Raw genomic sequence first — 12,268 nt, forward strand, 5'->3', positions numbered from 1 at the left:
TGCCGCACTGCAAAAAGGGGCTGAGCCATCCATGGCATCCATCATTACCATCGACGGCCTGACCAAACGCTATGCGTCAGGGTTTGAGGCGCTCAAGGGCGTTGACCTGACCATCGAGGAAGGCGAGATTTTCGCGCTGTTGGGCCCCAATGGAGCGGGCAAGACGACGATGATCTCCATCATCTGCGGCATTGCGCGCGCGACGGGCGGCAGTGTGACGGTGGCCGGGCATGACATCGTGCGCGACTATCGCGGCGCGCGGTCCTCCATCGGGCTGGTGCCACAGGAATTATCCACCGACCAGTTCGAGCGGGTGATCGACACGGTGACGTTCAGCCGTGGGCTGTTCGGCAAGCCGCGCAACCCGGCGCATATCGAGAAAGTGCTGCGCGACCTGTCGCTGTGGGACAAGCGCAACAGCAAAATCTTGGAATTGTCGGGCGGCATGAAGCGCCGGGTGATGATCGCCAAGGCGCTGAGCCATGAGCCGCGCGTGCTGTTCCTGGACGAGCCGACCGCTGGCGTGGACGTGGAGTTGCGGCGCGACATGTGGACGCTGATCGGCGAATTGCGCCAGACCGGCGTCACCATCATCCTGACCACCCATTATATCGAGGAGGCCGAGGAAATGGCCGACCGGGTGGGGGTGATCAACCGCGGCGAGCTGATGCTGGTCGAGGACAAGGTCGCGCTGATGAAGAAACTGGGCAAGAAGACGCTGAGCGTCGTGCTGGCCGAGCCGCTGACCACCGTGCCCGGCGAACTGGCCGAGTGGGACGTGACGCTGAAGGCCGATGGCCATGAGATCGAATATATTTTCGATACGCAGGCGGAGCGGACCGGGGTGTCGTCGCTGCTGCGGCGGCTGGGTGACCTCGGCATTGCGTATAAGGATCTGAATACGCGGCAGAGCAGCCTGGAGGATATTTTCGTGAGCCTGGTTCATCAGGAGAAGGCGGCGTGATGCTCCAGAATTTGCGCGCCATTGCGGCGATCTATCTGTTCGAACTGCACCGGTTTCGGCGCACGTTGATGACCGGGCTATTGGTGCCGGTGATCACGACGTCGCTCTATTTCGTGGTGTTCGGCGGCGCGATCGGGTCGCGGATGACGGAGGTGGATGGGATTCCCTATGCCGCCTTCATCGTGCCGGGCCTCATCATGATGTCGATGTTCACCGAGAGCATCTTCAACGCGAGTTTCGGCATTTATATGCCCAAATTCACCGGCACCATATATGAATTGTTGTCGGCGCCAGTGTCGGCGACCGAGACGATCATCGCCTATGTCGGCGCGGCGGCGACCAAGTCGCTGATCGTCGGCAGCATCATTTTCCTGACGGCGCATCTGTTCGTCGATGTGCAGGTGGCGCATCCCTTTGCGATGGCCGGGTTCATGGTGCTGATCGCGATCAGTTTCTGCCTGTTCGGCTTTATCCTTGGCGTATGGGCGCAGAGTTTCGAGCAGTTGCAGGTGATCCCGATGCTGCTGATCATGCCGATGACGTTTCTGGGCGGGGCCTTTTATTCGGTGCAGATGCTGGCCGAGCCGTGGCGGACGATTACCTTCTTCAACCCGATCGTCTATCTGATCTCCGGGTTCCGCTGGACCTTCTTTGGCCAGGGCGATGTCGGGATCGAGTTCAGCCTGTTGTTCGTCGCGGGGATGCTGGCGGTGTGTATCGCCATTATCGCGTGGATGTTCCGGACGGGGTATCGGTTGAAGAAGTAAAAGACTGAGGGGAATGTTCGTCATCCTGACGTAAGTCAGGATCGATTGGCTCTACGTGGGTAAGACACGGACAGCGTAGAGCCAATGGATGCTGAAACAAGTTCAGCATGACGGGTGTGGGATTGTCCCGCAGCCCTCCGCCGATCAGGCGGCCGCGCTTTCCGGGGCTACGGCGAACAGGGTGACGTTGCGGTATTTGTCGTCATTCTGGTCGTAGAGGCCGTGCATCGCCTCGAATTGCTCGTCCAGCACTTTGAGGTCGGACAGGCCGACCAGCTTGAAGGTGCCGAGCTTGAGTTCGCGCGGGGGGGTGCCGTCGCGATCGACGGTCACGGCGTCGATGAACAATTCATCATGGCGCGTGTAGAGGATGTGCGGGGCCAGGGTGACGACCATCTTGTTATAGGTCACCTTCAGGCACTTCTGGAGCGCGATCGCTTCAAAAATCTCGGTCGGGGCTTGCATGATGTCCGATTCATGACCGATTTTGCCGATTCTTTCAATTGCTTTGTGCGCCGCACCATGGACGCGCAACGCAATCAGGCCGGGACGAGGCCCAGCCGTTCGCGTAAGGACCAGCGGATGACCAGCATGACGGCCACAACGCCAAGGCCGCTGGCGAGACCGAGCCAAATGCCGAGGCCGTCCATGCCGAGCGGAAAGGCGAGCAGGCTGCCGATGCCGATCCCCACCACCCAATAGCCGATGAGCGCGAAGATCATCGGGATGGTCGTGTCCTGCAACCCGCGCAGCACGCCCGCGCCGACGGCCTGCGCGGCATCGACAAGCTGGAACAGGGCGGCGATGGCGAGGAAGCTGACGGCGAGGCTGATCGTCCGGGCATTGGCCGGGTTGTCGAGGTCGAGGAACACGGAAACCAGGGTGCGCGGCATCAGGATGAGTGCGGCGGCGGCAGCGGCGGCAAAGCCTGTGCCCAGGATCAGCGCCAGCCATCCGGCGCGGCCGATCCCGGCGCGATCATGCCGCCCATGGGCGATGCCGACGCGCACGGTTGCGGCCTGGCCTATGCCCATCGGCACCATGAATACCAGGGCTGCGATCTGGATGGCGACGGCATGGGCGGCGAGCGAGTCGCGGTCGATCAGCCCCATGAGCAGCGCCGAGGCGTTGAACACGGTGGTTTCAAAGCCGAGCGTGATCGCGATCGGCAGGCCGAGCGCCCACACCTGTCGCTGCCGCTCGCGGTCGCGGGTCCAGAAGCCGCCCATGATGCGATAGCGGCGGAAGCGCCGGTCGATGAGGATGACGCCGAGCAGGCCGAAGAAGAGGAAGGCCGACGAGATGGTGCCGGCCAGCCCGGCGCCGAAGAGGCCGAGCGGCGGGAAGCCGAGATGGCCGAAGATCAGCGCCCAGCCAATCAGCAGGTTGAACGGCAGCGCGCAGAGCATGACGAGCAAGCCCCATATCGGCCGTTCCAGCGCGGCGATGAAGGTCCGCAGCGTGGTGAAGCCAAGGAAGGGGAGCAGCGCCCATTGCATGCCGTGCATCAATCGTCCGGCATCGCGGGACAAGTCGGCATCCTGCCCCATGGCGAGCAATATCGCTTCGCACTGCCACAGGATCACCCAGGCGGGGAGGACGAAGAAGAGGGCGGCGCGCAGCGTCTGCTGCACGGTGCGGCGCACGTCGCGCACCGAATGGCGGCGGCGGCCCCGCTCGCTGGCGATCAGCGGCGAGGCGGCGGTGACGAGGCCCATGCCGAACAGCAGGAAGGCATGGAACAGGTTGATGGCGAGCGCACCCGCAGCGACCGCCTCCGCGCCGAGGCGGCCGAGCAGCAGCAGGTCGGTCGCGGCGATGGCGGACCAGGCGATATTGCCCGCGATCATTGGCAGCGCGAGGGCGATGAGGGCGCTGGCTTCGATGCGCCATGGGGAGGGGTGGGTCACGGCCATGGTCCAGACGATCGGGTGTGCCGTTGCGCCCTGGGCTCCTGCTTGCGCAGGAGCACGGACCGTTGGCTTAATGCTTTTTCTTGAACAGATGCAGGACGGCGACGATGATGGCGCCGATTATGAGGCCGACAATGCCTGCGCCGATCGCGTTGACCACCCAGTCGGCCACGGGGGCGACGGCGGGGAGCGCCTGAGCCGCGCCCTGCGCCAGATGGTGAATCATGTCGGGGATCAGATCGAGATGATATTCGTGCAGGCCGTGGACGATGAGGCCGCCGCCGACCCACAGCATCGCGGCGGTGCCGACGACGCTCAATATCTTCATGAGGATCGGCATCGCCTTGACCAGGCCACGGCCGATCGCGCGGGTGACGTAGGAGGCGCGTTGGGCGAGGTGGAGGCCGATATCGTCCATCTTCACGATCAGACCGACGACGCCATAGACGCCCGCGGTGATCCCGATGGCGACGACGAACAGGACGATCGCCTGCTCCCAGATCGGCTTGTCCGCCACGGTGCCGAGCGAAATGGCCATGATTTCACCCGACAGGATGAAATCGGTGCGGATGGCGCTCGATACTTTCTGGTTTTCGAGTTCGGTCGAATTGAGGGTCGCCAGCGCTTCTTCGGCGACGTCATGGCCGCCCTGGATCGCTTCCAGCAGCTTTTCCGCCGCCTCGAAACAGAGAAAGGCGCCGCCCATCATCAGCAGCGGTGGCAGCAGCCAGGGCGCGAGCGCGCTGATGAGCAAAGCGGCGGGCAGCAGGAAGAGGAGTTTGTTGCGGATCGACCCCTTGGCGATTTTCCAGATGATCGGCAATTCGCGTTCGGCGGTGAGGCCCATCACGTAATTGGGTGTCACGGCGGCGTCGTCGATCACGACGCCTGCCGCCTTCGTCCCGGCCTTACCAGCCGCGGCGGCGACATCGTCGAGCGAGGTCGCGGCAAGTTTGGCAATGCCCGCGACATCGTCGAGCAGCGCGATCAGACCCGAAGGCATGGACGGTCATTCCCCTGTTATGGGCGGTGAATAGCCGCCCCGTGCGCGCGCTTCATAGAGGGCGCGTGGCGGGGGAGCAATGGAGGTTTGGGTCAGTAATTGCCTGGCGGGTCGCTGGCGGGAAAGCTCTCGTCCGACTGTTCATCGACCAAGTCCCAATCCGCTTGCGTAATGCCCTCCTGCGGCCCGGCATCGCGGACGATGCCGGATGAGCCGATGGGACCGCGATCGTCGGCCACCTTGCCGTCGCCCATCCATGCGCGCCAGCCCTTGAGCGCGATGGCGCCCAGCCCTGTGACGATGGCGAGTTTGAATAAACCCTTCATGATTGCTTCTCCCGCTCATGATGTATGTGGACCCAGTCGGCGGGATCATTGCCGACCGCTTCGGAGGTCAGCCGGATCTCGCCTTCCTCGTCCGACCCGCCCGAATCGCTTTCGTTTGCAGCGGGCGGTGCCACAGTCCAGCGTTCGCGCAGGGCCGCGTCAATCATCGCTTCCCAGATCGCCGCATCGCCGACGGCGCGCATGGCTTCGTCGGGTTCTTTCATCAGGGCGAGGATGCTGGCCGCATCCTGAACGCGAGCGGGCCAGTCGTCGGGTGCGTCCGTGGCGAGATGGCGGGCCAGCTTTTCGATCAGGGCAGGGTTTTTCATGATGGCGCAACGCGCCGCGCGGGGCGGCGTTCCGTGCGTTAGGGTGCCGCCTTGCGCGCGGGCTTCCGCCTGCGGGCGAGGAAGAAGCGCAGCATTTCGCGCGAGGCATCGGGACCGGCGGGGTCGGTGTATGACCCCGCGCGCGCGCCGCCCGACCAGGCATGGTTGCTGCCATGGATGGTCCAGTTTTCCAGCATGACGTCGCCCTTTGCGTCACGATGTTCGGTGCGGGTGAAGGCGCGTCCGCCCTCCGATGTGCCCTGTTCGCGCTGGCTGACCAGCGGGCCGTGGGTCGACCGTTCGAGCAGCGATAGGAAGCCGTCCGCATTGGAGGGGTGGACGACGGTGTCGGCGTCGCCGTGGAAGACGATGGTCGGGCGGGGGCGGGGTGTGCGGCCGGTCGGGGCCTCGCTTGTAGAGCGGCCGCGCATGGCGGCCAGCGCACCGCTGACGGTACTGACGTCGCCGCGCGTCAGGGCGGAATGGATGCCGACGGCTACGAACAGTTCGGGATAGGCCTGGCCGATGATCGCGGCCGCGACGCCGCCGGCCGAGATGCCCGCGATATAGACGCGCGTTGGGTCGGCGCGCGCGAGTGCGATGGCGTGGCGGGTCAGCCCGGCGATCAGCGCCGGTTCGCCCTTACCGCGCAGCTGGTCGCCGGGCCGGTGCCAGTTCCAGCAGCGGGCCATATTGGCCGACCGGGATTGTTCGGGACAGAGCATGATGACGCCGCGTTCGTCGGCGAGTTGGTTCATGCCAGTGCCGGTCGCGAAATCGCCCGCCGATTGGGAACAGCCGTGGAGCATCACGACGATCGGCATGCGGCGGCGCGCGGAGCCGGTCGGCGTGTAGAGCTTATAGCGAATCGCGCCATATTTGCTTTCGAACAGGCCGTCGGTGAAGCTGCCGGGCAGGGGGCGGGCAGGCGGCGTCGGCTTGGCGATCCGTTTGGTGGCAGATTTGCGGGCTGGCGCTTTTTTGAGGGGCTTGGCCGGGGCTGTCAGTAGCCCATGCATGGCAAAGGCAGACGACATCGGGCGGCCCTTCTGCATCAGTCTGGCGGCCTTCATGGCCGAGGCGAATGGATTTTTCATGGGACGTCCCCTTGGCTGACACGCGGTTGCAGGCCAACCACGATGCAAGCCTGAACGGGGAAACGGACCGCGTCCCCGTTCGATCCCGCAGTGCAGCATTTACTTGTGCGTGCAGCTCTAACCCCCTGTGCCGCACCAACAAAAAAGCCGCCCGTTGCGGGGCGGCTTTCTCGTTCGATCGGACGATAAGGCTCAGGCGTCTTCGGCCGGGGCTTCGTCTTCAGCCTTGTCCATGGCGATTTCGCCCGGCTCAGCATTGGGATCATAGTCTTCGGTGAAGCCGCTCTCGTCCTTTTCGAACAGATCAGCCATCACGTCCACGCCTTGCGACTGGAGATCGGCTTCTTCCGGCGAGCGGGCGACGTTGACCTGGATGGTGGTCACGACTTCAGGGTGCAGCGCAACCTTGACGTCGAACACGCCCAGCGTCTTGATCGGGCGTTCCAGCACGATCATCGACTTGGTCACGTTGGTGATGCCCTGGGCGCTGAGCGCTTCGAGGATGTCGCGAACCGCAACCGAACCATAGAGCGCACCAGCGTTGGACGACTGGCGGATCAGGACGATCTGGGTGCCGTTGACACCATCGGCCGCGGCTTCCGCGTCGGCACGACGGGCAGCGTTCTCGGCTTCGATCTTGGCGCGGTTGGCCTCGAACACCTTTTTATTGGCGTTGTTGGAGCGCAGCGCCTTCTTGTTCGGCAACAGGAAGTTACGGGCGTAGCCGTCCTTGACGGTTACGACGTCGCCAATGGCGCCGAGCTTCTCGATGCGTTCGAGCAGAATGATTTCCATGGGGCTTACTCCCTTACTTCACGATGTAGGGCAGCAGGCCCAGATGACGGGCGCGCTTGATGGCCTGGGACAGTTCGCGCTGCTTCTTGGCCGAAACGGCCGTGATGCGGCTGGGGACGATCTTGCCGCGTTCGGACACGAAGCCCTGCAACAGACGAACATCCTTATAATCGATCTTCGGCGCATCCTTGGCGGCGAAGGGGCAGCTCTTGCGGCGGCGGAAAAATGGGCGTGCCATGGTTCAGGTCTCCTTATTCGCCAGCGGTTTCTTCGCGGTCGCGGCGCGGGCCACGATCACCACGATCTTCGCGCGGGCCACGATCGCCACGGTCGCCGCGGGGACCGCGATCACCACGTTCCGAACGCTCCTGCTTGCGCATCATCACCGACGGGCCGGTTTCCAGCTCGTCGACCTTGACGGTCATGTAGCGGATGATGTCTTCGTTGATCTGGGTCTGGCGCTCCAGCTCCGCGATCACATTGCCCGGCGCGTCGATGTTCAGCATGACGTAGTGCGCCTTGCGGTTCTTCGCGATCTTGTAGGCGAGCGAACGCAGACCCCAGGTCTCGACCTTGGTAACCTTGCCTTCATTCTCTTCGACGATCTTGGTGGCGATTTCCGCCAGCGCGTCCACCTGCGCCTGTGCCAGATCCTGGCGCGCAAGGAACACATGCTCGTACAGAGCCATGATAATGCCTTTTCTGTTGGCCGATTGCTGACGCGCACCCCATGTGCAGCGCCCCTCCGGCTGTCGTCTCGTTCCGTATCTTCGCACTAGAGCGAGTCACCCCGGTCCGTCGCGAAGGCGGGCCTATGGCGGAAATGCGGGGGAAAGGCAAGGAGAGATGGAATCTTGATCCGTTCGGCCTGAGTAGAGGCTGAGCGCGTCGAAGCCTCCTATCGAAGGGTTGGCTTGGCTCCTGTCCTTCGATACGCCACTTCGACAAGCTCAGCGGCTACTCAGGATGAACGGGGTGGGGTGTGTGAGCGCGGAGGGAATGAGCGTATGGCAGTCGGCATTGCGGCACTATCACTGATCCTGCTGATGGTCGCCGCCTATCGGGGGATGAGCGTCATCATCATGGCGCCGTTGCTGGCGATGCTGGCGGTGTTGTTGACGGATCCGGCCGCCGTGCCCGCCGCCTTTTCCGGCCTGTTCATGGAAAAGGTGGCGAGTTTCCTGAAACTCTATTTCCCGGTGTTCCTGCTGGGTGCGCTGTTTGGCAAGCTGGTCGAGATTTCGGGTTTTTCCCGCGCGATCGTGACGGCGGTGATCGGCGTGGTGGGCGCGGGGCGGGGGATTCCGGCGATCATGCTGGTGACGGCACTGCTGACCTATGGCGGGGTGTCGGTGTTCGTCGCGGTGTTCGCCGTCTATCCCTTCGCCGCCGAGATGTTTCGCCGGGCCGACATTCCCAAGCGGCTGGTGCCAGCGACCATCGGCCTTGGCGCGATCACCTTCACCATGGATGCGTTGCCCGGCACGCCGCAGATTCAGAATATCATTCCGACGAGCTTCTTTGGCACGACCACCTGGGCCGCGCCGGTGCTGGGGACGATCGGGTCGGTCTGTATCGCGGCGATGGGGCTGGCCTATCTTGGCTGGCGGCGACGGACGCTGATGGCGGCGGGCGAGGGCTATGGCGCGCCTGAAACGCTGGTCAACGAGCCGGAGCCGGTGGAGGACGCCGCCCCGGTGCATCCGCTGATCGCGCTGCTGCCGTTGTTGGTAGTAGGCGTCGGCAATCTGCTGCTGACGATGGCGATCCCGCGCTGGGTGAGCGGCGATGTCGTCACATTGTCGCTGGTGGGGATGGCCGCGCCGGTCGAGGTGCAGGTGGCGCAGGTGTCCGCGCTGTGGGCGGTGGAGGGCGCATTGCTGCTCGGCATTGCGACGATCCTTGCCTTCGCGTTTCGGACGGTGGCCAAGCGCTTTGCCGAGGGATCGAAGGCGGCGGTGGGTGGTGCCTTGCTGGCAGGGATGAATACGGCGGTGGAATATGGGTTTGGCGCGGTGATCGCGGCGCTGCCCGGTTTCCTGGTCGTCAAGGAGGCGCTCAAGGCGATCCCCAATCCGTTGATCAACGAAGCGATTACGGTGACTTCGCTCGCGGGGATCACCGGATCGGCATCGGGTGGCCTGTCGATCGCGCTGGCGGCGATGGCGGACCAGTTCATGCTGGCGGGCGATGCGGCGGGCATACCGCGGGAGGTGTTGCACCGGGTCGCGTCGATGGCGTCGGGGGGGATGGACAGCCTACCGCATAATGGCGCGGTCATCACGCTGCTGGCGGTGACGGGGCTGACCCACCGGCAGGCCTATAAGGATATTTTCGCGCTGACGCTGATCAAGACGCTGACGGTATTCGTCGTGATTGCGGTCTATTATCTGACCGGGCTGGTCTGATCTATTATTGGACGGCTGGGCGGTGCAGGTCCGCTGATCCCATGAAGTGCGCGCGGGTCGAGGGACCGGCCCGTTCGAGCAGGGCGGCGACCTTGTCCTTCAGGCTATGCGAAGGTCGGGCGGGGTCGTCATAGGCCATGGCCCATCGGCCAAATTCGCGGGTTTCGATCGTGCCTTCGCGCAGCTTGACGACGGCGCGGTGGCGGGGGTCGTCATAGATGCGGGCGAAGATGCGTTCGACCGCATCCCTTGGCCCTTCCAGCACCTGGAGGAAGCGGCGCGAGTTGAACAGCAGGAGGCCGGTCACATCGTCGCGCTGGTTGTTGACGGCGGAGAGTTGCGCGACGGCGGCGCACTCCTGCGGCGTGACCGTGCCGACGACGGTGCTGATATACATGATCTGATGTAGTGGCATGGATGGTCCCGGCTCGGCGCTTTGGTATCTTATAGGGAAAAATCCCTTAATATGGGGTATTTAACCTGGATCAGACAGGAAAATGCCCCAGGGGGAGAGAGAACCCCTGGGGCATCCATGCGACCCTCCGGCTGTCGGGAGGTATCTGGTTAGCGGATCGCGCCGCCGATGACCGCGCCGATGATGCCGCTGGTGAGGGCGATCAGGACCGCGTCGTTCCCCGACTGGACCCACTGATAGCCGCGCGGCGGGGCGTTCAGGCGATAGCCGCGATAATTGTTGATCACCCGATAATTGGCGGCCTGGCGACGGTCGAAGCGCTGCCCCTTGGCCCAGCGATGATTGACCACGGCGGCGCGGTTCGGGCGATAGGCGTTGCCGCGATAGACGACATTGCCATTGTTGCGCACCCCGGTCTTGTTCACGACGGTCTTCTGCTTGACCACGGTGCGGCCGTTGGGCTTTTGCTTGACGACCGTGCGGGTCTGCTCCTGGCGGTGCTGCGGTGCGGCCTGGGCCTGCGCGCTGATGAGGGGGCTGGCGACCAGGGTAGTGGTGGCCAGGGCCATGATGATCTTCTTGAACATGTGCTTGCTCCTTTGCCTGTGTTTCGGGCGCCGTCTCTGGCGTCGAAGACAGAGATAGGCCCCGCTTGTCGCGGGGATGTGCCGGGAAGGGGCAAAGAGTGTCGGAAATTGTATCAAGTGGGCGTTTTGGCTGAATGGCTGTTCAGGAATGGCCAGATTTTAGGGGTTTGGGCGCTAGAGCGTGATGACTTTACTCAGAACCGTTCGTCCTGAGTAGCCATTGAGCGAAGTCGAAATGGCGTATCGAAGGATATACAGCGCAGCCGACCCTTCGATACGGGTCTTCGACAAGCTCAGCCCCTACTCAGGGCGAACGGAGTGATGCGACTTAACGTCATCCCGCTCTAGATCGATAGCTGCACACCCCTCCGTCTGGCCGCGCCAGCCACCTCCCCCGCCGGGGGAGGATGAACGGATTTCCTATTCGTGCCGCAGGGCGTCGATGGGGTTGAGGGCGGCTGCGCGTCGGGCGGGGAAATAGCCGAACACGACGCCGATCGCGGCCGAAAAGATGAAGGCGATCAGGTTGACCTTGATGTCGAAGAGGAAGGGCACCTGCATCAGCGGGGCGATGGCGGCGGTTGCGGCCAGCGCCAGCAGCAGGCCGATGAGGCCGCCGAGGCAGGACAGCACGATCGCTTCGACCAGAAACTGCATCAGCACTTCGCGCGCGACCGCGCCAATCGCGAGGCGGATGCCGATTTCGCGGGTCCGCTCCGTCACCGACACCAGCATGATGTTCATGATGCCGATGCCGCCGACGAGCAGCGAGATGGCGGCCACCGCGCCGACGATCTGGGTCAGGATGGTGGTGGTGCCGGTCAGCGTGTCGCTAATCTGCTTGGTGTCGAAGACGTTGAAATTGTCTTCGGACCCGGCTTTGATCTTGCGCCGTTCGCGCATCAGTTCTTCCAGGCTCGTCTGCACGGTGCTGGTGTCATAGGCATCGTCCACCGCGACCATGATCTGGCTGATGTCGCGGTCGCCGGTGAAGCGGCGTTGGACGAATTTGATCGGCATGACGACGACATCGTCCTGATCGCCAAAGCCGCCCTGGCCGCGTGTCTTGAGCGCGCCGATCACCTGGCAGGAAATGCCCTTGATCCGCATCCGCTTGCCCACCGGGTCCGCGCCCTGGAACAGGTTGGTGCGCACGGTATTGCCGATGATGCAGACCGGACGACCGGCCTCTTCCTCTTCGGGCAGGAACAGGCGGCCTACATCGGTGGTCCATTGCTGCACCTCGGAATAGGCCGATGTCGTGCCATAGACGGTGGTGGACCAGTTATTGCCTTCATAGATGGCGGTGCCGCTCGACTGCACCAGCGGCGCGACGGCGCGTACGCCGGTCAACTGGTTCTGGATGGCGGTGAGGTCGGCGGGCTTGAAATCGGGCGGGCGCGGGCCGCCGCCGCCGCGACCAAAGCCCTGGCCGGGCCGCAATTGCAGGACATTGGCGCCGAGTGAGCTGATCTGTTCGCGCACGGCGGCGGTAGCGCCATTGCCGAGCGTGACCATGGTCACGACCGCGGCGACGCCGATGATGATGCCGAGCGTCGTGAGGAAGCTGCGCAGCTTGTGGCGGTTGATCGCGCGGAAGGCGAGGGTGATGGTGGTGCCTAGCATCCCAAGTCTCCTCGCCCCTTGGGGGAGAGGATAGCGGC

General features: G+C 63.8%; 15 protein-coding genes. 3 read left to right on the forward strand and 12 right to left on the reverse strand.

Annotated elements, in window-relative coordinates; genetic code table 11:
- The first annotated feature begins 31 nt into the window (after positions 1 to 31).
- Complete coding sequence (locus OVY48_RS17640) at positions 32 to 964, forward strand: ABC transporter ATP-binding protein (RefSeq protein ID WP_313923787.1); 933 nt, start codon at positions 32 to 34, stop codon at positions 962 to 964.
- Positions 964 to 1,731 carry an ABC transporter permease gene (locus OVY48_RS17645; protein WP_405053627.1) on the forward strand — a complete coding sequence of 256 codons (768 nt, stop codon included), beginning with the start codon at positions 964 to 966 and terminating at the stop codon, positions 1,729 to 1,731. The genes OVY48_RS17640 and OVY48_RS17645 overlap by 1 nt, the downstream gene beginning before the upstream one ends.
- 144 nt (positions 1,732 to 1,875) lie before the next feature.
- Here OVY48_RS17645 and OVY48_RS17650 read toward each other — a convergent pair whose 3' ends face one another.
- From OVY48_RS17650 to rpsF, 9 genes are all read right to left on the reverse strand, one after another.
- Positions 1,876 to 2,196: a hypothetical protein gene (locus tag OVY48_RS17650; RefSeq protein ID WP_037479154.1), complete on the reverse strand. Its 321-nt coding sequence runs from the start codon at positions 2,194 to 2,196 to the stop codon at positions 1,876 to 1,878.
- A gap of 74 nt (positions 2,197 to 2,270) precedes the next feature.
- A complete protein-coding gene (locus OVY48_RS17655) occupies positions 2,271 to 3,647 on the reverse strand; it encodes an MATE family efflux transporter (RefSeq protein ID WP_313923788.1) in 1,377 nt (458 codons plus the stop codon).
- A 67-nt stretch (positions 3,648 to 3,714) separates the two neighbouring features.
- Positions 3,715 to 4,647 carry a DUF808 domain-containing protein gene (locus OVY48_RS17660; RefSeq protein WP_313923789.1) on the reverse strand — a complete coding sequence of 311 codons (933 nt, stop codon included), beginning with the start codon at positions 4,645 to 4,647 and terminating at the stop codon, positions 3,715 to 3,717.
- 92 nt (positions 4,648 to 4,739) lie between these two features.
- Positions 4,740 to 4,973, reverse strand: coding sequence for a hypothetical protein (locus tag OVY48_RS17665; RefSeq protein ID WP_313923790.1), 234 nt, complete (start codon positions 4,971 to 4,973; stop codon positions 4,740 to 4,742).
- Positions 4,970 to 5,302 carry a hypothetical protein gene (locus tag OVY48_RS17670; RefSeq protein WP_313923791.1) on the reverse strand — a complete coding sequence of 111 codons (333 nt, stop codon included), beginning with the start codon at positions 5,300 to 5,302 and terminating at the stop codon, positions 4,970 to 4,972. The genes OVY48_RS17665 and OVY48_RS17670 overlap by 4 nt, the downstream gene beginning before the upstream one ends.
- A 38-nt stretch (positions 5,303 to 5,340) precedes the next feature.
- Positions 5,341 to 6,399: a PHB depolymerase family esterase gene (locus OVY48_RS17675; RefSeq protein ID WP_313923792.1), complete on the reverse strand. Its 1,059-nt coding sequence runs from the start codon at positions 6,397 to 6,399 to the stop codon at positions 5,341 to 5,343.
- 192 nt (positions 6,400 to 6,591) lie between these two features.
- Positions 6,592 to 7,194 (reverse strand): 50S ribosomal protein L9, encoded by a 603-nt coding sequence (gene rplI, locus OVY48_RS17680; RefSeq protein WP_313923793.1) that lies wholly within the window; start codon positions 7,192 to 7,194, stop codon positions 6,592 to 6,594.
- A 13-nt stretch (positions 7,195 to 7,207) separates the two neighbouring features.
- The gene (rpsR, locus tag OVY48_RS17685; RefSeq protein ID WP_006950194.1) at positions 7,208 to 7,432 is read right to left on the reverse strand and encodes a 30S ribosomal protein S18; all 225 of its coding nucleotides are present in this window, start codon (positions 7,430 to 7,432) and stop codon (positions 7,208 to 7,210) included.
- Between the two features lie 13 nt (positions 7,433 to 7,445).
- Complete coding sequence (gene rpsF, locus OVY48_RS17690; protein ID WP_037475143.1) at positions 7,446 to 7,883, reverse strand: 30S ribosomal protein S6; 438 nt, start codon at positions 7,881 to 7,883, stop codon at positions 7,446 to 7,448.
- A gap of 318 nt (positions 7,884 to 8,201) precedes the next feature.
- On the opposite strand from rpsF, the gene OVY48_RS17695 reads away from it, so the two are divergent.
- Positions 8,202 to 9,602, forward strand: coding sequence for a GntP family permease (locus OVY48_RS17695; RefSeq protein WP_313923794.1), 1,401 nt, complete (start codon positions 8,202 to 8,204; stop codon positions 9,600 to 9,602).
- Between the two features lie 4 nt (positions 9,603 to 9,606).
- On the opposite strand, the gene OVY48_RS17700 is transcribed toward OVY48_RS17695, so the two are convergent.
- The 3 genes from OVY48_RS17700 to OVY48_RS17710 form a co-directional block, all read right to left on the reverse strand.
- Positions 9,607 to 10,017: a BLUF domain-containing protein gene (locus OVY48_RS17700; RefSeq protein ID WP_313923795.1), complete on the reverse strand. Its 411-nt coding sequence runs from the start codon at positions 10,015 to 10,017 to the stop codon at positions 9,607 to 9,609.
- 149 nt (positions 10,018 to 10,166) lie between these two features.
- Positions 10,167 to 10,604, reverse strand: a complete 438-nt coding sequence (locus tag OVY48_RS17705) for an RcnB family protein (protein ID WP_313923796.1) — start codon at positions 10,602 to 10,604, stop codon at positions 10,167 to 10,169.
- A gap of 420 nt (positions 10,605 to 11,024) precedes the next feature.
- On the reverse strand, positions 11,025 to 12,230 hold the full coding sequence (locus OVY48_RS17710; protein ID WP_313923797.1) for an ABC transporter permease: 1,206 nt from the start codon (positions 12,228 to 12,230) through the stop codon (positions 11,025 to 11,027).
- Positions 12,231 to 12,268: the final 38 nt, after the last annotated feature.

The sequence above is a fragment of the Sphingobium sp. SA2 genome (genome assembly GCF_032227065.1).
Lineage (GTDB): Bacteria > Pseudomonadota > Alphaproteobacteria > Sphingomonadales > Sphingomonadaceae > Sphingobium.

Coding starts and splice junctions, on each gene's coding strand:
- OVY48_RS17640 (WP_313923787.1), top strand. CDS start 32: ATGGCATCCATCATTACCATCGACGGCCTGACCAAACGCTATGCGTCA.
- OVY48_RS17645 (WP_405053627.1), top strand. CDS start 964: ATGCTCCAGAATTTGCGCGCCATTGCGGCGATCTATCTGTTCGAACTG.
- OVY48_RS17650 (WP_037479154.1), bottom strand. CDS start 2,196: ATGCAAGCCCCGACCGAGATTTTTGAAGCGATCGCGCTCCAGAAGTGC.
- OVY48_RS17655 (WP_313923788.1), bottom strand. CDS start 3,647: ATGGCCGTGACCCACCCCTCCCCATGGCGCATCGAAGCCAGCGCCCTC.
- OVY48_RS17660 (WP_313923789.1), bottom strand. CDS start 4,647: ATGCCTTCGGGTCTGATCGCGCTGCTCGACGATGTCGCGGGCATTGCC.
- OVY48_RS17665 (WP_313923790.1), bottom strand. CDS start 4,973: ATGAAGGGTTTATTCAAACTCGCCATCGTCACAGGGCTGGGCGCCATC.
- OVY48_RS17670 (WP_313923791.1), bottom strand. CDS start 5,302: ATGAAAAACCCTGCCCTGATCGAAAAGCTGGCCCGCCATCTCGCCACG.
- OVY48_RS17675 (WP_313923792.1), bottom strand. CDS start 6,399: ATGAAAAATCCATTCGCCTCGGCCATGAAGGCCGCCAGACTGATGCAG.
- rplI (WP_313923793.1), bottom strand. CDS start 7,194: ATGGAAATCATTCTGCTCGAACGCATCGAGAAGCTCGGCGCCATTGGC.
- rpsR (WP_006950194.1), bottom strand. CDS start 7,432: ATGGCACGCCCATTTTTCCGCCGCCGCAAGAGCTGCCCCTTCGCCGCC.
- rpsF (WP_037475143.1), bottom strand. CDS start 7,883: ATGGCTCTGTACGAGCATGTGTTCCTTGCGCGCCAGGATCTGGCACAG.
- OVY48_RS17695 (WP_313923794.1), top strand. CDS start 8,202: ATGGCAGTCGGCATTGCGGCACTATCACTGATCCTGCTGATGGTCGCC.
- OVY48_RS17700 (WP_313923795.1), bottom strand. CDS start 10,017: ATGCCACTACATCAGATCATGTATATCAGCACCGTCGTCGGCACGGTC.
- OVY48_RS17705 (WP_313923796.1), bottom strand. CDS start 10,604: ATGTTCAAGAAGATCATCATGGCCCTGGCCACCACTACCCTGGTCGCC.
- OVY48_RS17710 (WP_313923797.1), bottom strand. CDS start 12,230: ATGCTAGGCACCACCATCACCCTCGCCTTCCGCGCGATCAACCGCCAC.